General features: G+C 48.0%; 14 protein-coding genes. 6 read left to right on the top strand and 8 right to left on the bottom strand.

The features are described from left to right. Positions 1 to 379 precede the first annotated feature (379 nt). From RBB45_RS13185 to dnaA, 8 genes are all read right to left on the bottom strand, one after another. The gene (locus RBB45_RS13185; protein WP_224948526.1) at positions 380 to 1,477 is read right to left on the bottom strand and encodes an HD-GYP domain-containing protein; all 1,098 of its coding nucleotides are present in this window, start codon (positions 1,475 to 1,477) and stop codon (positions 380 to 382) included. Between the two features lie 81 nt (positions 1,478 to 1,558). Beyond that, positions 1,559 to 4,093, bottom strand: a complete 2,535-nt coding sequence (gene gyrA, locus RBB45_RS13190; protein WP_009791665.1) for a DNA gyrase subunit A — start codon at positions 4,091 to 4,093, stop codon at positions 1,559 to 1,561. A 227-nt stretch (positions 4,094 to 4,320) separates the two neighbouring features. Further along, positions 4,321 to 6,243 (bottom strand): DNA topoisomerase (ATP-hydrolyzing) subunit B, encoded by a 1,923-nt coding sequence (gyrB, locus tag RBB45_RS13195; protein WP_009791667.1) that lies wholly within the window; start codon positions 6,241 to 6,243, stop codon positions 4,321 to 4,323. A 119-nt stretch (positions 6,244 to 6,362) separates the two neighbouring features. Next, complete coding sequence (gene remB / locus RBB45_RS13200) at positions 6,363 to 6,608, bottom strand: extracellular matrix regulator RemB (protein ID WP_009791668.1); 246 nt, start codon at positions 6,606 to 6,608, stop codon at positions 6,363 to 6,365. Between the two features lie 9 nt (positions 6,609 to 6,617). Further along, complete coding sequence (gene recF / locus RBB45_RS13205; RefSeq protein ID WP_094767785.1) at positions 6,618 to 7,736, bottom strand: DNA replication/repair protein RecF; 1,119 nt, start codon at positions 7,734 to 7,736, stop codon at positions 6,618 to 6,620. A 25-nt stretch (positions 7,737 to 7,761) separates the two neighbouring features. After that, positions 7,762 to 7,974 (bottom strand): S4 domain-containing protein YaaA, encoded by a 213-nt coding sequence (yaaA, locus tag RBB45_RS13210; RefSeq protein ID WP_009791670.1) that lies wholly within the window; start codon positions 7,972 to 7,974, stop codon positions 7,762 to 7,764. 274 nt (positions 7,975 to 8,248) lie between these two features. Continuing rightward, positions 8,249 to 9,385, bottom strand: coding sequence for a DNA polymerase III subunit beta (gene dnaN / locus RBB45_RS13215; protein ID WP_094767786.1), 1,137 nt, complete (start codon positions 9,383 to 9,385; stop codon positions 8,249 to 8,251). 183 nt (positions 9,386 to 9,568) lie between these two features. After that, a complete protein-coding gene (dnaA, locus tag RBB45_RS13220) occupies positions 9,569 to 10,915 on the bottom strand; it encodes a chromosomal replication initiator protein DnaA (RefSeq protein ID WP_022543190.1) in 1,347 nt (448 codons plus the stop codon). Positions 10,916 to 11,610: 695 nt separating this feature from the next. On the opposite strand from dnaA, the gene rpmH reads away from it, so the two are divergent. From rpmH to mnmG, 6 genes are all read left to right on the top strand, one after another. Next, complete coding sequence (rpmH, locus tag RBB45_RS13225; RefSeq protein ID WP_009796313.1) at positions 11,611 to 11,745, top strand: 50S ribosomal protein L34; 135 nt, start codon at positions 11,611 to 11,613, stop codon at positions 11,743 to 11,745. Positions 11,746 to 11,939: 194 nt separating this feature from the next. Beyond that, entirely contained in the window at positions 11,940 to 12,314 is a 375-nt protein-coding gene (gene rnpA / locus RBB45_RS13230; protein WP_009796312.1) for a ribonuclease P protein component, read from the top strand. A gap of 200 nt (positions 12,315 to 12,514) precedes the next feature. Continuing rightward, a complete protein-coding gene (gene spoIIIJ / locus RBB45_RS13235; protein ID WP_022544633.1) occupies positions 12,515 to 13,291 on the top strand; it encodes a YidC family membrane integrase SpoIIIJ in 777 nt (258 codons plus the stop codon). Then, the gene (gene jag / locus RBB45_RS13240; protein ID WP_224948528.1) at positions 13,288 to 13,908 is read left to right on the top strand and encodes an RNA-binding cell elongation regulator Jag/EloR; all 621 of its coding nucleotides are present in this window, start codon (positions 13,288 to 13,290) and stop codon (positions 13,906 to 13,908) included. Before spoIIIJ ends, jag begins: the two co-directional genes overlap by 4 nt. 466 nt (positions 13,909 to 14,374) lie before the next feature. Next, complete coding sequence (gene mnmE, locus RBB45_RS13245; protein ID WP_009796308.1) at positions 14,375 to 15,760, top strand: tRNA uridine-5-carboxymethylaminomethyl(34) synthesis GTPase MnmE; 1,386 nt, start codon at positions 14,375 to 14,377, stop codon at positions 15,758 to 15,760. A gap of 47 nt (positions 15,761 to 15,807) precedes the next feature. After that, positions 15,808 to 17,697 (top strand): tRNA uridine-5-carboxymethylaminomethyl(34) synthesis enzyme MnmG, encoded by a 1,890-nt coding sequence (gene mnmG, locus RBB45_RS13250; protein WP_009796307.1) that lies wholly within the window; start codon positions 15,808 to 15,810, stop codon positions 17,695 to 17,697.

Consider the following 17,697-nt stretch of genomic DNA (forward strand, 5'->3'; position numbering starts at 1 on the left):
ATGTATTAGGCACGCCGCCAGCGTTCGTCCTGAGCCAGGATCAAACTCTCCATATAAGAGTAAGATTTAGCTCTGATAAAAATAAGATTTACGTTGACGTTTTTTGTTCGTTCAGTTTTCAAAGAACAATCTCTATCGCCCTGAAGCGACTTAACTATAATAACATTTTAATCAGTCGCCGTCAACACTTTTTTTGAAGTGTTTTTTCAGGCTGTCCTCAAATGTGATTTGCTGACTTGATTGATTATAGCAGGATATCAGGTGCTTTACAAGGACTTTTTTATATTCCTATCAATCTTTATTTTTCTCAGTTCCATTCATACAATCGTCAGGTCAGTGATCATCTTCACCTAAAAACAAAGCCGGCATCTGCCGGCTTCTATAAAACTTCCTCAATATATAGATGTCTGCTGCTTTCCAGGCGGAGGATTTCATCTGTTGCGATGATTTTAATCATCGGCCGCGTCGGATGCTGTTCTTCAATAAAGAGTATTTCAGCTCTTCTTCCATCTGATAGAATGACTCTGCTTCCGATAGAGAAGGTGATGAGTCCTGACCCCAGTGCCTGGATGGCCTGGAGATCATATTTCCCGAAATCATCCTGCATCATCATCTCAAGCACTTTAAATGGGGAACGCTTGAGACGGTACTGCCTTTCAGATGTCATGGCATGGAAGGTGTCTGCAACTGCTATAATTTTGGCGATAGGATGGATCTTATCTGATTCCCCGAACGGATATCCGCTGCCATCCAGCCTTTCATGATGCTGGAACACGGCAACCTTGGTGCTTTCCCTTAAGAGCGGCAGGTTTTGGATCATTTTATAGCTGTAGGCGCAGTGGTTTTTGATTTCATTGAATTCGCTTTGGGTCAATGAAGTCTTTTTATTGATGATAGCAGGGCTGATTTTTGCCATCCCGCAGTCAGCAAGACAGCCAGCTAATGCAATCTGGACAATGTCCCCCTTGCTGTAGTTGAGTTTTTTTCCGATAAAGGCGCTCAAAAGCCCTACTGCAATCGGATGCTGATAAAGGTAGTCGGCTTTTGTGGAAAAGTGATAGAGCGAAAATAGTTCTGCCGGATTGGTTTCCGTAGCTTCGATAAGCGGAATCAGGATGCTTCTGATTTTCGAGATATCTATCTGCATGCCTGACTGCCAGGCAGTGAATTCCTTTTTAAAGTCCTGAACAGACCTCAGGAACAAGTCAGCACCCTTTAGGGAGGTATTCACCTGGCTGGATGGGCTGCTGTCCTTCTCTTCATCTGCCCCCATTCCATAAGGATAGAACGGCATGCCATCAGAGAGAGTCTTCTCCACTGCGGCATCTTCGATGAAGAATGCCTTCATCACTTCAAGCAATTCTGCTGTCAGGACTGTTTTCTTTTTGATGATCGGACGGTTTGTCAGACTGAAGATATCCTCAGCCAGTATGCATCCTTCTTGCAGGTCATTTAGATTTACACGCACAAGCTGCACCCCAATTAAGTCTTTTTTACTATTTTACTTTATTTTGCCAAAAAAAAGGAACACAAAATTTGTGTTCCTCTCAATTCTTGATTATTCATTTTCATCTTCGGATGGAGCCTCTGCAGTTTCTTCAGCAGTTTCAGCATCCAGAATTTCTTCTTCTTCAGCCAGGGCCTCTTCAAGCTTTTCTTCTTCTTTTTCGACCTTGGCGACGGTTGCGACATATTCACCTTCGCTGTCATTGATGCGGATCAGCCTTACACCTTGTGTGTTCCGGCCCATCGTAGATATATCTCCGACCGCCATGCGGATAAGCACGCCGCCTGTTGTGATCAGCATGATGTCTTCTTCGCCTGTGACCACTTTAACTGCCACAATTGTTCCGTTCTTATCAGTGATATTGCCTGTCTTGATTCCTTTTCCGCCTCTGCCCTGGACGCGGTATTCCATCTCAGGGGTCCTTTTTCCATAGCCTTTCTTTGTGACCATGAGGATCTCTGAGTTTTCCTCGAGCACTTCCATTCCGACCACTTCATCATCGCTGTCCAGGGTAATCCCTTTGACGCCGGTGGCGGTACGGCCCATGGATCTGACATCTGTTTCAGGGAAACGGATCAGCTGCCCGTTTTTCGTGCCGATGATGATTTCCTTGCTGCCGTCTGTGAGGCGGACGGAAATCAGTTCATCGCCTTCACGCAGGTTCAGTGCGATCAGGCCGTTGTTGCGGATATTTCCGAATGAAGTAAGCGGGGAACGCTTTGAGATACCTTCTTTCGTTGTGAAGAACAGGAACCATTCGTCCACAAACTCTTCAACCGGAATGACGGCATTTACCCACTCATCTTTATTGATGCCAAGCAGGTTGATGATCGGAATCCCTTTGGCCGTACGGCTGAATTCAGGGATCTCGTATCCTTTGGCACGGTACACCTTCCCTTTGTTCGTGAAGAAAAGAAGGGTATTGTGGGTGGACGTTGTGATCAGGTGCTCAACAAAATCGTCCTCATTGGTTCCCATTCCCTGGATTCCGCGGCCTCCGCGCTTCTGGGCCCGGTAGGTCGATACAGGAAGGCGCTTGACATACCCGTTATGCGTGAGTGTAATGACGATGTTTTCACGCGGGATCAGGTCTTCATCCTCTATCTGTTCAATACCGCCTGATACAATTTCTGTGCGGCGCTCGTCATTGAAGCGCTCCTTGATTTCTGTAAGCTCTTCTCGGATGATTTCAAGCACCTTTTCCTCGTCTGCAAGGATTGCCTCCAGCTCGGCAATCAATTTAACAAGGCTCTGGTATTCATCTTCGATCTTCTCGCGCTCAAGGCCTGTCAGGCGCTGCAGTCGCATATCGAGGATGGCCTGTGCCTGCTTATCGGATAATTCAAATTGAGTCATGAGCCCTTCTCTGGCAATCTCAGTTGTCTGAGAGCTGCGGATCAGGCTGATGACTTCATCCAGATGGTCAAGCGCGATGCGCAGGCCCTCAAGGATATGAGCCCTTGCCTGGGCTTTCCTCAGCTCGAATTCCGTCCTGCGGCGGATGACTACCTGCTGGTGGTCCAGATAATATTTCAGGCATTGCTTCAGGTTCAGAACCTTCGGCTGGCCATCGACAAGTGCGAGCATATTGATGCCGAAGCTCGTCTGCAGGGCCGTCAGCTTATATAAATTGTTAAGGATGACACTTGCGTTGGCATCCTTGCGGACCTCGATGACAATCCTCATCCCGTTCCGGTCGGACTCATCCCTTAAGTCAGTGATGCCGTCGACCTTTTTGTCGCGGACAAGCTCGGCGATTTTTTCGATGAGCCTGGCTTTATTGACCTGGTAAGGGATTTCATGGACGATGATCGTCTCTTTGCCGTTTGATTTTGTCTCGATATCCACCTTTGCCCGAAGCGTGATGGAGCCGCGGCCTGTTTCGTAAGCCTTGCGGATTCCGCTGCGGCCAAGGATCATGCCGGCTGTCGGGAAGTCGGGGCCAGGGATGATTTCCATCAGCTCCTGAATGGTGATATCAGGCTCCTGGCTTATTGCAAGTACGCCGTCAATGATTTCCCCAAGCTGGTGCGGAGGGATGTTGGTTGCCATCCCTACGGCAATCCCGGTGGTTCCATTCACAAGCAGGTTAGGAAACCTGGCCGGCAGGACAACCGGCTCTCTTTCTTCGCCGTCATAGTTATCCTGATAATCAATCGTATCTTTATTAATGTCACGGAGAAGCTCCATGGAGATTTTGGACATACGGGATTCTGTATAACGCATGGCTGCTGCAGCGTCGCCATCAACAGAACCGAAGTTGCCGTGTCCATCGACGAGCATATAGCGGTAGTTAAAATCCTGCGCCATTCGGACCATTGTTTCATAAACGGCAGAGTCGCCGTGCGGATGGTATTTACCTATAACATCGCCGACAATCCTGGCAGATTTTTTATAAGGCTTGTCTGAGTGCATGCCAAGGTCATGCATCGCGTATAAAATACGGCGGTGCACCGGCTTTAGTCCATCACGGACATCGGGCAGCGCCCTTGAAACGATTACACTCATGGCATAGTCAAGAAACGAAGACCTCATTTCCTGGCTTATATTTATTTCTGTTACACGGGAACTAGGCGTCTCAGCCATAGAAGGTACCTCCTTATAGGAACATCGCAAGGCGTTTCAGCTCAATAGAGCCGGTGGCGCCTGGTGCCATAACATTTATCGAAGTTCATATGCCGCCGCAGAGCCCGAAGGAGGACTGGCAGCATTTTTGGAAAAAGGGACTCCCCGGCAGATATCATAATCAGCCGGAAAAAGAGCCATGATATAAAAAGCAGGATAGAGGGCGTCATTCTATCCTGTCCTGAAAATTAGATGTCGAGGTTTTTAACGTATACCGCGTTATCCTCGATGAACTGCCTGCGCGGCTCAACTTTGTCGCCCATAAGGATTTCGAATGTTTCATCGGCTTCGATTGCATCTTCAAGGCTGACCTGAAGGAGCGTCCTGGTGCCTGGGTCCATTGTTGTTTCCCAAAGCTGCTCAGGATTCATTTCCCCAAGACCCTTGTAGCGCTGGATATTCGGTTTCGGAGCCTTCGGAAGCTCTTCGAAGATCTGATCAAGCTGCTTATCATTATAGGCATATTCCACCCGCTTGCCCTGCTGGACCTTATATAGCGGCGGCTGAGCGATATAGATATAGCCTGCTTCAATGATCTGCCTCATATAGCGGTAGAAAAACGTCAGGAGCAGTGTCCGGATATGGGCACCATCGACGTCTGCATCGGTCATGATGACAATTTTATGATAACGTGCCTTGGAAATTTCAAAGTCATCGCCAATCCCTGTACCGGCAGCCGTTATGATGGCCCGTACCTCGTTATTGGAGAGGATCTTATCCAGGCGGGCTTTTTCAACATTGAGGATTTTACCCCTCAGAGGAAGGATGGCCTGGAAGTGGCGGTCACGGCCCTGCTTGGCTGATCCGCCGGCAGAGTCACCCTCAACGATGTACAGTTCACTGATGGAAGGGTCCTTTGAAGAGCAGTCTGCCAATTTACCCGGCAGGCTTGATACCTCCAGAGCACTCTTTCTTCTTGTCAGCTCGCGGGCTTTTTTCGCAGCAAGCCTCGCCCTTGCAGCCATCAGCCCTTTTTCTACAACCTTCCGGGCAACCTGCGGGTTTTCCATCAGGAATTTTTCGAAATGGTCTGAGAAGAACGTGTCAGTGACTGTCCTTACTTCCGAGTTGCCAAGCTTCGTTTTTGTCTGCCCCTCGAACTGGGGATCCGGATGCTTGATCGAGACGATTGCTGTGAGCCCTTCACGGACATCCTCTCCGGACAAATTGGCATCACTGTCTTTGAAGATGCCATTTTTCCTGGCATAGTCATTGATCACCCTCGTCAGGGCTGTCTTAAAGCCGGACTCATGGGTTCCGCCTTCATATGTGTGGATGTTATTGGCATAAGAATAAATATTGCCAGTAAAGCCGTCATTATACTGGATGGCAACCTCGACGGTGATGCCTTCCTTTTCGCCTTCAATATAGATCGGTTCTTCGTGGAGGACTTCCTTCGTCCTGTTGAGATGCTCAACATAGGACTTGATTCCGCCTTCATAGAAATACTCGCTCTTTTTATTTTCGGCGCGCTTGTCTTCAATTGTGATTTTCAGGCCGCGGTTCAGGAAAGCCAGCTCCCGGATCCGGTTTGCCAGTATTTCATATTCGTATTCAAGCGTTTCGGTGAAGATTTCGCCATCAGGCTTGAAGTGGATCGTTGTCCCGGTTTCTTCTGCTTCCCCGATGACTTTCAGATCCGCAGCAGGGACGCCGCGTTCGAACTTCTGGTAATGAAGCTTGCCGTCACGGCGGACAAATACCTCAAGCTCTGTTGACAGGGCATTCACGACAGAGGCGCCAACACCATGCAGACCGCCGGAAACTTTGTATCCGCCGCCGCCGAATTTACCGCCGGCATGCAGGACGGTCATGATGACCTCGACTGCCGGGCGGCCCATTTTCTCATGGATGCCGACCGGAATTCCGCGCCCGTCATCCACTACCGTGATGCTGTTATCTTTTTCAATGATGACATTGATTTCTGAACAATATCCGGCCAGGGCTTCATCTATACTGTTATCAACGATTTCCCAGACTAGATGGTGCAACCCTTTGCTGCTTGTTGAACCGATATACATCCCCGGACGCTTCCGGACTGCTTCGAGCCCTTCCAGAACCTGTATCTGATTCTCATCATACGATTGCTCCTGAATAGCCTTTTCCTCCATTGACACATCGATCACCTACACTTTCCATTTGCATTACTCGCTTTATTGCACAGTGAAAATCTATAAGAAAACCTGAAATTAGCTGCCAGGCACAGGGCCCCGCTTCCAAGTTGATATTTTTAAAATTCCTGAACAGTCAATTTATAAGAGCGTTTCTTCAATGTTCCGGAGGCTAGGGGGGAATAATAGACTTTATCGCCAGTGACTACGATAGACTTGAAGGATCCTTTGGAGAGGTTGACGACCTGGTCGTGCTGCTGAAGGAACTCTTCAATGTATTTGGATGAGCTGACGCTTTGTTTGTCAATGATGGCGATAATATCCCTTGTTCTGACAAGTATGTCTTCTCCTATGTGGACGTACACACGATCACCTCACTGGATTTTTTTCAGCGTACCTGCCTCCACCTCGAATGCAGCTGCCTCTTTCAGCGTCTGATGGTCGATCCCGTCGACGCTTGTTGTCGTCACAAAGGTCTGCACTTTGCCCTGGATCGTGTTCAGCAGGTGGGACTGCCTGTAATCATCCAGCTCTGACAGTACATCATCAAGCAGGAGAATGGGGTATTCGCCGATTTCAGAGTGGATCAGCTCGATTTCCGCCAATTTCAGAGAAAGGGCGGTCGTCCTCTGCTGGCCCTGGGAGCCGAATGTCTGGACATCCCTGCCATTTACATAAAAAGCCAGATCATCCCGGTGGGGGCCAAACATGGTGACTCCCCGGTCGATTTCCCGTCCTCTGACTTTTTCAAATTTTTCCTGGTATACCTCTATCATTTTCGACAATTCCTGGCCATCTGATACATCCGCAGACGGCTTATACTCAATCTTCAGGGTCTCAAGGCCCCTTGATATGCCTTCATGGATCGGCATTGCCCATTTTTGGAGGAGCTTAAGGAATTCGAAGCGCTTCGCCACGATCCTCGCCGCCATCTCAATGAACTGCTCCGTCAGGATTTCCAGCATCGCCTGATCGGTCTGCTTCCTTGTCTGCAGAAGCTTCAGGTAGTGGTTCCGCTGCTGGAGGATTTTATTGTATTGGCCGACATCGTGCAAATAAACCGGCGATACCTGGCCGATTTCCATATCAATAAAGCGGCGTCTGACCTGGGGGCTCCCTTTGACAAGGTGGAGATCCTCAGGAGCAAACATCACTACATTCATATTCCCGACATATTGGCTCAATCTCTGCTGCTCAATATGGTTGCACTTCGCCTTTTTCCCCTTTTTGGAAATGACGAGCTGCATCGGCAAAGGTCCATGATTTTTGCGGACCCTTCCTTCTATTTTAGCATAATCCTCATCCCACCGTATAAGTTCTTTATCATTTGACGTCCGGTGGGACTTCGCCATTGCCAGCACATAGATGGATTCCATGACATTCGTCTTGCCCTGGGCATTCTGGCCGATTATGACATTCACTTTATCTTCAAACTGAACCTCAAGCGATTCATAGTTCCGGTAATTCCTTAAGAGCAACTGCTCAATAAACATAGGCCATACATCCTTTTAGCATCTGCTACTCTGTCACCCGGAAGGCGCCGATGCCCGGTATTTCCACCTTGTCGCCGGAACGGAGCTTCCTTCCCCGCCTTTGATCCTGTTCATCATTAACAAACACTTCGTATTCACCCAGGAACCATTTCGCCATTCCGCCGGTCTGGATGAGATCGGCCACCTGGAGGAACTGGCCCAGTGTGATATATTCCGTTGAGATTTGGATATCCGTCATTTGATCCACTCTTTCATTTTCCAGCCAAGCTCCTAAAAGGGGGGCGGAAATTATTTTAAAGCGTGATCCCGGACATATAGTTCCGGAGAATTCTGAAGGGAAGAATTTCAGTCTGGCCGATTCTTTCCCAATACTTTATTTTACTAAAAAATCGCACCATTTACAAAGAAAAGAGGAAATTTTTATGTGCCAGTTACTGGTGTCCGATTCTCCGTTAAAGCAAAAAAACCGCCGTCAGGCAGTTTTTTCGCAATAGTATACAGGAAGTGACGGATTAATAAGTCCTTACCGGCAGAATCAGCTGGAGGATTGATTCATCATTCATCGGGCGGATGACGAACGGCCTCATCGCTCCTGTGAAGCTGACTTTGATTTCAGTTCCTTCGAGGGCCTTCAAGGCATCCATCATATATTTTGCACTGAAGGAAATCTTCAAGTCTTCTCCCTCTATGAACTGGCTTTGTACTTCCTCCACTACTTTTCCGATTTCCGGTGTATTGGAGGATATTTCAACCACACCATCCTCGATGGTAGAGAATTTCACGACATTGTTTCTCCCTTCCCTTGCCAGCAGGGAAGCACGGTCGATCGCCTGCAGGAATTCCTTCGTCTGCACGCCAATCTCCGTTTTGCTTTCATTCGGGATCAGTCTTGTGGTATCAGGATAGTTCCCTTCAAGCAGCCTTGAGAAGAATAAAAGATTTTCAGCTTTGAAGAGCACCTGATTTTCTGTAATAACGATATCGATCAGGTCATTATTGTCATCGAGGATTTTGCTCAGCTCGCTCAGGCTTTTGCCTGGAATGACTACATTATAGGATTCGTTTGCTTCTGTTTCGACCTTTGCTTTCCTTAGCGCAAGCCTGTGGCTGTCTGTTGCAATACAGGTCAGCTCGGCATCTTCCACCTTCCAGTTTACACCTGTCAAGATAGGGCGTGTTTCTGAGGTGGACACTGCAAAGACTGTCTGGCGGACCATTGCCTTCAAGAGGTCGGTCGGGATGCGGAAGATCTTTTCTTCAGACAGCTGCGGCAGATGCGGATATTCTTCAGCATCCAGGCCGTTCAGGTTAAATTCGGATTTGCCCGAGCGGATTACGGTCTGCAGGTGGTTTTGCACATCGATCTCGACTTTGTCTGTAGGCAGCTTTTTTACGATTTCACTGAAAAACTTTGCCTGCAGTACGATGGAGCCGGTTCTTGAGATTTCAACAATTTCATTGCCATCGGATTCTTTCGGGATGAAAGATTCAATGGAAATATCGGAGTCGCTGCCTGTTAAGGTAACCCCTTCCTCTGATGCGACAATTTTTATTCCTGTTAGGATCGGGATCGTCGTTCTGCTTGTCACGGCTTTCATGACATCCTGGACACTTTGGACTAATGAATCGCGCTGAATTTGAAATTTCATTTTTATCCTCCGGATTGGCATATTTTTTTACTGGCTGAATATATATATATTTTGTTTTAAAAGATAGTAATAGTACTAGTAGGGCCTGTTAGTATGTGGATAACTCCATTTTTGAAAGGAAACACAGCCTATCCACATGTGGACAGACTGTGTGCAAAGTATAAAAAGTTATTCACATTTCTTCTAAACTTTCAACAGCTCATTCAATTCCTTCAGCTGCTTCTGGAGCTGCGGATCTGTCTGGAGCAGCTTTGAAATCTTCTCATGAGCATGGATCACAGTTGTATGGTCGCGCCCGCCAAATTCCTCGCCAATTTTAGGCAGGGAAAAATCAGTCAGCTCCCTGGAGAGGTACATCGCAATCTGCCGCGGGAAAGCAACAGACTTTGTCCTCTTCTTTGCCTTGAAATCCTCAAGCTTTACACTGTAATGCTCCCCGACCGTTTTCTGGATCTCATGAATCGTGATGACCTTCGGCTTGGAGCTTGGGATGATGTCCCTCAATGCTTCTGCTGCCAGATCGGCGTTGATATCCTTATTGATTAAAGAAGAATAAGCTACTACGCGTATAAGTGCACCTTCGAGTTCCCGGATATTTGAATCGATCTGATTGGCAATATAAAGCATGACTTCATTCGGGATATCAAGCCCTTCAGCTTTTGCTTTCTTTCGCAGGATGGCAATCCTTGTTTCCAGATCCGGCGGTGTGATATCGGTAATGAGCCCCCACTCAAACCGGGAGCGGAGACGGTCTTCAAGCGTCGGAATCTCTTTTGGAGGCCGGTCACTGGAAATGACAATCTGCTTGCTTTCTTCATGCAGTGTATTGAATGTATGGAAAAATTCTTCCTGGGTCTGTTCTTTTCCGGCCAGGAACTGAATATCGTCAATTAAGAGAACATCGACATTTCGATATTTATTGCGGAAATCGACAGCTTTGTTGTCGCGGATGCTGTTGATGAACTCATTCGTAAATTTCTCGGAAGACAAATAAACCACTTTAGCAGCTGGATTATGATCTTGTACATAATGGCCGATCGCATGCATAAGGTGGGTTTTTCCCAGTCCGACTCCCCCATAGATGAACAGCGGGTTATAAGCTTTGGCAGGCGCTTCGGCTACTGCCAGTGAAGCTGCGTGGGCAAAGCGGTTGCCGGAGCCGATGACAAAGGTATCAAAGGTGTATTTCGGATTGAGCATATTTAAGGGAAGTTCAGGCTGGTCATCATCCTTTTTCCCTTTTTTCGGCGGGACCGGAAGATCAACCTCTTCTTCGCCCTGGTTCTGCGGAATAATGAATTTAACCCCCAGTTCCTCTCCCGTTATGTCGTAGAGAATCCCGGAAATCAGCTGCGAATAGCGTTCTTCCAGCCAATCGCGCGCAAACTCATTCGGTGCCGTGATGATGAGCAGGTCTCCCTGGAGAGAATGTGCCTTGGTCGATTTCAGCCATGTGTCAAAGCTTGGCTTGCTGATTTTTTTTTCGATATTGGCCAGAGCATTATTCCAAAGATCCGCAATGTTTTCCAACAGGTATCCCTCCTTTTCTGTTAGTTTCGTCCAGCAGAACGATGGGTTATACAAGTTGTACAACCCTTATGTGATCTATATACGAAACTGTTTGTGTGGATAAATATATAATAAGGAAACAATTCGGGATTTCGACATTTTCCCCGGATTGTGGACAAAGTTCATCAAAGCCTCTGAATAACCTGTCCACATGTTATCCACAATCTGTGGATAAGGAAGTTATGCACAATATTTATTAAGTGTGAAAACACAACTATAATATCAAATAATAGTAAGCCATGCAATGGTTTTTAATGCTTTATCCACAAAGCCGGATTCCTGTGCATATTAATTGTCCACAAGCAGTTAGTCTGTTAAAAACTTGTCATATCCCCTGTGGATAGTGAAAATCTTGTCGAAAATTTATCCACAAAAGCCGTTAAAAGCAGGAAGCAGGAAAATTTAACAGCAGCTAATTTAAAAAAGGGTCGTGACATTCAGTCGGAAAAAAGGTAAAATTTCAAAGGTAGCAAAATGGACGTCCGGATCTTCTGGACGGACAATCAAACAGACGATATGCAGACTTAATGATATAAATGATGCCGGAAGGCTTTTTCGATCATGGAAAACGGAATGAAGAGTTGACAATTATTCGGGTATCTTTGTATAATCAATAAGACTGTCTTTTACTGTTATCCTCAGGGAGGTGTAATATAATGAAAAGAACGTTCCAACCGAACAAAAGAAAAAGAAGCAAAGTTCATGGTTTCCGCTCTCGTATGAGCAGTGCAAACGGACGCAAGGTTTTAGCGCGCCGCCGTCAAAAGGGAAGAAAAGTATTATCTGCTTAGGCCACTGAAACGTCAGTGGTCTTTTTTCCTTTTTGAAAAGATAATGGATCCGGCTTCTTATAGAAGGGGCCGGTTGTGGTTATAAAGGTAAAGGGATCCTTTTTGGATTGCGGCAGGCTGCCGATCGGCTGCCTGCCCGCTCTTTTCCTTAAAGGATGAATGACAGAGCTTTCTAAGATTGAGGAGTAAATGGCATGAAAAAAGAGTTCAGAGTCAAAAAGAATAAAGAATTTCAGGAAGCCTTTAAAAAAGGAAAGTCATTTGCTAACCGTCAATTTGTTATATATGCATTGAAGAAAACGGGGCAGGAGCACTTCCGCATCGGCCTTTCCGTCAGCAAAAAGATCGGCAATGCAGTGGTCCGGAACCAAATCAAAAGATATGTCCGCCAGGCATTTCATGAGCTGGATGCTTCCATACATAATGAGTATGACTATGTCATCATCGCCAGGAAGCCTGTGGCCGATATGGGATTCCATGAGATCAAAAACAGTCTCTCCCACGTCCTGAAAGTCGGCAAGGTCCTTCGGGGGCCCGGGCACCATCGGGACCGGCAAAAGCCTGAATAAAGTTCATGAATTTTAAAGCGCTTGCGCCTGAAAAATGGTAGAATATCACCGTAGCGCCTATATTGTCCTGCAGCCGGGACGGACAGGCCTATAGAAAAGAAGCATACAGGCAGCCAGGGTTTGGATCTGCCGCCCAAGGCCGGGAGTTGCACCTGGTTTTTCTTATAATAAATATGAAAAGCAGCAAGGGAGGATAAACGTTGAAGAAGCGAATATTTCTTGTATTCGGATTGATTTTCCTAATGGCTCTTTTGACGGGATGTACTGAAGTCAATAAGCCGATTACCTCTGAAAGTGAAGGCTTTTGGAATGAGTATATTGTTTACCCGCTTTCTATGTTCATCGTAAAAGTAGCTGAAACGCTCGGGGGCAGCTATGGGCTTGCCATCATCGTGGTGACCCTGATCATCCGCCTTTTGATTCTGCCGCTGATGATCAAGCAGACAAAAAGCTCGAAGGCCATGCAGGCCCTCCAGCCTGAAATGCAGAAGCTGAGAGAGAAATACAGCAGTAAAGACCAGAAGACACAGCAAAAGCTGCAGCAGGAAACCATGGCGCTTTTCCAGCAGCATGGCGTCAACCCGCTGGCAGGCTGTTTCCCGCTCATCGTTCAGATGCCGATCCTGATCGGTTTCTATCATGCCATTTCACGCACACGCGAGATTGCGAACCATGACTTCCTTTGGTTTGATCTCGGTTCTCCGGATCCGATTTACCTGCTGCCGCTGATTGCCGGCGCAACGACTTTCATCCAGCAGAAGATCATGATGGCGGGGACTGCCAACCAGAATCCGCAGATGGCCATGATGCTCTGGATCATGCCGGTCATGATCATCGTATTTGCGATCAATTTCCCTGCAGCCCTGTCATTATACTGGGTTGTCGGTAACATCTTTATGATTGTCCAGACATATTTCATCAAAGGTCCGGATCTGAAAAAAGCAGCTGCCGGAAATGCGGGAGGAGCAAAGAAGTGAAAGAAGTGACTGCTACAGGACAATCCGTCGAAGCAGCAGTAGAATCCGCTTTAGCTCAATTGCAGACAACAAGAGACCGCACGGAAATCAGCATTCTTGAAGAAGGAAAAAAAGGTTTTTTCGGGATTTTCGGTTCCAGGCCTGCCGTTGTAAGGGCAGTTCTTAAGCCGGATCCGATTGAAGAAGCCGTCCAATTTTTAAAAAATATCGGCGAGAAAATGGGGGCACCCGTTGAAGTGGAAGTGCGCAGGGAAGGGAAAGAGGCAGAGCTTATCCTGTCCGGCGAAAAAATTGCCCTTTTCATAGGAAAAAGGGGCCAGACCCTGAACTCGCTCCAGTATCTGACCCAGCTTGTCGTCAATAAGTCTTCCGATTCTTATCTGAATGTGGTCCTTGATGCCGAGGACTACCGGAAGCGCCGGAATGATACGCTCATCCAGCTTGCCCAGCGGCTTGCCCAAAAGGCAGTCAAAACCGGCAAGGATGTGGCGCTTGAACCGATGCCTTCCTACGAAAGAAAAATCATTCATGCGGCACTGGCCGGTACGCGGAAAGTTAAAACGTACTCAAGCGGAGCCGATCCCAACCGCCATATTGTCATATCACCGGTGAAATAGCCGATGGAGCCTTATCCGACTGGATAGGGCTTTTTTTATGGAAAAAAAATGATGGGCAAAGGAATGCGGTCAATGATTCCGTAAGTAGAATGCATATATTTCTTGTGCGGGGTCAGAGGTTCTTTAATAGAGGAACGGCTGCTTCAGCTTTTCTGTCCAGCGGCCGGAACACCGAGTCATAACCCATTCCTGAATATCAGGCAATGATTGGCAGCCTCTTCAGCCATTTATGCTGTGGATAACATGTACGGCGATATTTGCGTCTGGTTTTATTGTTATTCACATGTGGATAAGTTAAAATAGAGCATAATAATGTATAGAGAATCGGGAAGCTTGTGGATAAGCGGGACAGGCTTGAGCAAATAATCTTTTTAATCAAAGGCTCTTGTGCTATTCTAGTTATTTGGGGCTTAAAATATTCGTTTTAATTATATAGATAGAAAACAGGAAATGAGGTGGCAGCAGGGTGGAGCTAGATACAATTGCAGCGATATCCACTCCGATGGGGGAAGGCGCAATCGCCATTGTCCGGCTGAGCGGTGATGAGGCATTCTCCATTGCAGACAAGCTATACAGGGGAGTTGGAGGAAAACGCATAAGTGATGCCGCTTCCCATACGATCCATTACGGCCATATCATCGATCCGAAAACCGGCCAGGTGGCAGAGGAAGTCATGGTATCGGTGATGAAGGGGCCAAAAACCTTCACAAAGGAAGATGTGGTTGAGATTAACTGCCATGGCGGGATTGTGTCAGTCAACCGGGTGCTGCAGCTCGTGCTGAATCATGGTGCCCGCCTCGCCGAGCCTGGTGAATTCACAAAGAGGGCGTTCCTGAACGGACGGATCGACCTTTCCCAGGCAGAAGCGGTGATGGATTTGATCCGGGCCAAAACAGACCGGGCGATGAATGTGGCGCTTGGCCAGATGGAAGGGCGACTTTCCAAGCTGGTAAAAAGGCTGCGGCAGGAGATCCTTGAAACATTGGCCCATATCGAGGTCAATATCGACTATCCGGAGTATGATGATGTCGAAGAAATGACCCATCAGCTTCTGCTCGAGAAGGCCGGCTTCGTTAAAGGAGAGATTGAGAAGCTCTTGAAGACTTCAGAGCAGGGGAAAATTCTCCGTGAAGGACTGTCGACAGTGATTGTCGGGAGGCCGAATGTCGGGAAATCATCCCTGCTCAACAGCCTTGTGCATGAAAACAAGGCGATTGTAACGGATATACCGGGTACAACCCGTGATGTAATAGAAGAGTATGTAAACGTCAGGGGAGTTCCTTTGAGGCTCCTTGATACTGCCGGCATCCGGGAGACAGAGGATATTGTCGAGCGGATCGGTGTGGAAAGATCGCGACAGGTGCTGAAGGAGGCCGATCTGATTCTGCTGGTCGTCAACTATTCAGATGAGCTGACGCAGGAAGATGAAAATCTCTTCAAAGTGGTAGAGGACATGGATGTTATCGTCATCGTCAATAAAACCGATCTTCCGCAGCAAATCGATATGGAGCGTGTGCGCGAGCTTGCGGCCGGGCATAGGCTTGTGACGACCTCCCTCCTTGAGGACCAGGGCGTCGATGAACTGGAGGAAAGCATTTCTTCGCTGTTCTTCGCCGGCAGCATTGAAGCGGGCGATATGACTTATGTGTCCAATACCCGCCATATCGCTTTGCTCAACCAGGCCCTGAACAGCATTGAGGAAGCACTGAACGGAGTAGATTTTGGAACGCCAATTGATATTATTCAGATAGATTTGACTAGAACTTGGGAGCTTTTGGGCGAGATTATCGGAGAAAGTGTCCATGACAGCTTGATCGATCAGCTTTTCTCCCAATTTTGCCTTGGGAAATAATCCGGCAGGCGGGAAAACAGCCTGGAAAGAAGGAGGCAGCAGGAAACATGCAGTATGATGCAGGCAATTATGATGTCATTGTTATCGGTGCAGGACATGCAGGAGTCGAGGCCGGCCTGGCTGCGGGGCGGCTCGGCGCCAAGACACTTATGGTGACCATCAATCTTGATATGGTTGCTTTTATGCCGTGCAACCCTTCAGTCGGAGGTCCGGCAAAAGGGATCGTCGTCAGGGAAATAGATGCCCTCGGCGGTGAAATGGGCAAAAATATCGATAAAACCCATATCCAGATGAGGATGCTGAATACAGGAAAAGGGCCGGCTGTACGTGCGCTCAGGGCGCAGGCCGATAAATTCACTTATCAGCATGAAATGAAGAAAACGATCGAAAACGAACCGAATATCACACTGTTGCAGGGCATGGTTGAAAAACTGATCGTGGAAGACGGCGTCTGCAAAGGTGTTGTAACGATGACCGGCGCGGCATACAGCGCGAAGACGGTGGTCATTACCACCGGGACCTTCCTGCGCGGGGAAATCATTCTCGGCGAATTGAAATATTCCAGCGGCCCGAATAATCAGCAGCCGTCCATTAAGCTTTCGGAGCATCTGCAGGAGCTTGGCTTCGATATGGTCCGGTTCAAGACCGGGACGCCTCCGCGCGTGAACAGCCATACGATTGATTACAGCAAGACAGAGATCCAGCCCGGCGATGATGTGCCGCGGGCGTTCTCATATGAAACGACTAAATATATCACAGACCAGCTGCCATGCTGGCTTACCTATACAAATGAAACAACGCATAGTCTGATCGACGATAATCTGCACCGTTCGCCGATGTATTCAGGCATGATCAAAGGAACCGGGCCGCGCTATTGCCCTTCCATCGAAGATAAGGTGGTCCGCTTCAATGACAAGCCGCGCCATCAGATCTTCCTAGAGCCTGAAGGCCGGAATACGCAGGAAGTTTATGTGCAGGGGCTTTCCACAAGCCTGCCGGAGGATGTGCAGCAGAAGATCCTCCGCACAATTCCAGGCCTTGAAAATGTCCAGATGATGCGTGCCGGCTATGCGATTGAGTATGACAGCATTGTTCCGACCCAGCTTTGGCCGACATTGGAAACGAAGAAGGTCAAGAATCTTTATACCGCCGGGCAGATTAATGGAACCTCCGGATATGAGGAAGCAGCGGGACAGGGGCTTATGGCAGGAATCAATGCCGGCCTGAACGCGCTTGGCAAGGAAGAGCTTATCCTCAGCCGCTCTGATGCCTATATCGGTGTGCTGATCGATGATCTTGTCACAAAAGGGACGAATGAGCCTTACCGCCTCCTGACTTCCCGTGCGGAATACAGGCTGCTTCTCCGCCATGATAATGCCGACCTGCGCCTGACGGATGCAGGCCATAAGATCGGCCTGATCAGCGATGAAAGATACGGACGCTTCACAGAGAAAAAACAGGCGATCGAAGCGGAAAAAGAAAGGCTGCGTTCCATCATCATCAAGCCTTCTGCCGAAGTACAGGAAATGATCAAAAACCAGGGCGGAAGCGAGCTGAAGGACGGAATCCGTGCTTCAGACCTTCTTAAGCGCCCGGAAATGTCGTATGAGCATATCAAGCTTGCGGCGCCTGCCGACGCAGATTTGGACTTTGATGTGACAGAACAGGTCGAAATCCAGCTGAAGTATGAAGGTTATATCGAAAAATCCCTGCAGCAGGTCGAGCGCCTGAAGAAGATGGAAAACAAAAAGGTGCCGGAAAATATCGATTATGATGCGATCAACGGACTTGCTTCAGAGGCCCGCCAAAAGCTGAAGGAAGTACGTCCGCTGTCCATTGCGCAGGCTTCCCGGATATCCGGCGTCAATCCTGCCGATATCTCCATCCTGCTTGTATATCTTGAGCAAGGAAGGGTCGCCAGGGTTTCCAACAACTAA

Source organism: Bacillus sp. MMSF_3328, assembly GCF_030733525.1.
Taxonomy (GTDB): Bacteria; Bacillota; Bacilli; order Bacillales; family Cytobacillaceae; genus Bacillus_AB; species Bacillus_AB infantis.

What these genes read in the sequence shown, in the direction of transcription:
- gyrA (WP_009791665.1), bottom strand. Translation starts at nt 4,093, where the DNA reads ATGGCTGAGACGCCTAGTTCCCGTGTAACAGAAATAAATATAAGCCAG.
- gyrB (WP_009791667.1), bottom strand. Translation starts at nt 6,243, where the DNA reads ATGGAGGAAAAGGCTATTCAGGAGCAATCGTATGATGAGAATCAGATA.
- recF (WP_094767785.1), bottom strand. Translation starts at nt 7,736, where the DNA reads ATGTTTATTGAGCAGTTGCTCTTAAGGAATTACCGGAACTATGAATCG.
- yaaA (WP_009791670.1), bottom strand. Translation starts at nt 7,974, where the DNA reads ATGACGGATATCCAAATCTCAACGGAATATATCACACTGGGCCAGTTC.
- dnaN (WP_094767786.1), bottom strand. Translation starts at nt 9,385, where the DNA reads ATGAAATTTCAAATTCAGCGCGATTCATTAGTCCAAAGTGTCCAGGAT.
- rpmH (WP_009796313.1), top strand. Translation starts at nt 11,611, where the DNA reads ATGAAAAGAACGTTCCAACCGAACAAAAGAAAAAGAAGCAAAGTTCAT.
- rnpA (WP_009796312.1), top strand. Translation starts at nt 11,940, where the DNA reads ATGAAAAAAGAGTTCAGAGTCAAAAAGAATAAAGAATTTCAGGAAGCC.
- mnmG (WP_009796307.1), top strand. Translation starts at nt 15,808, where the DNA reads ATGCAGTATGATGCAGGCAATTATGATGTCATTGTTATCGGTGCAGGA.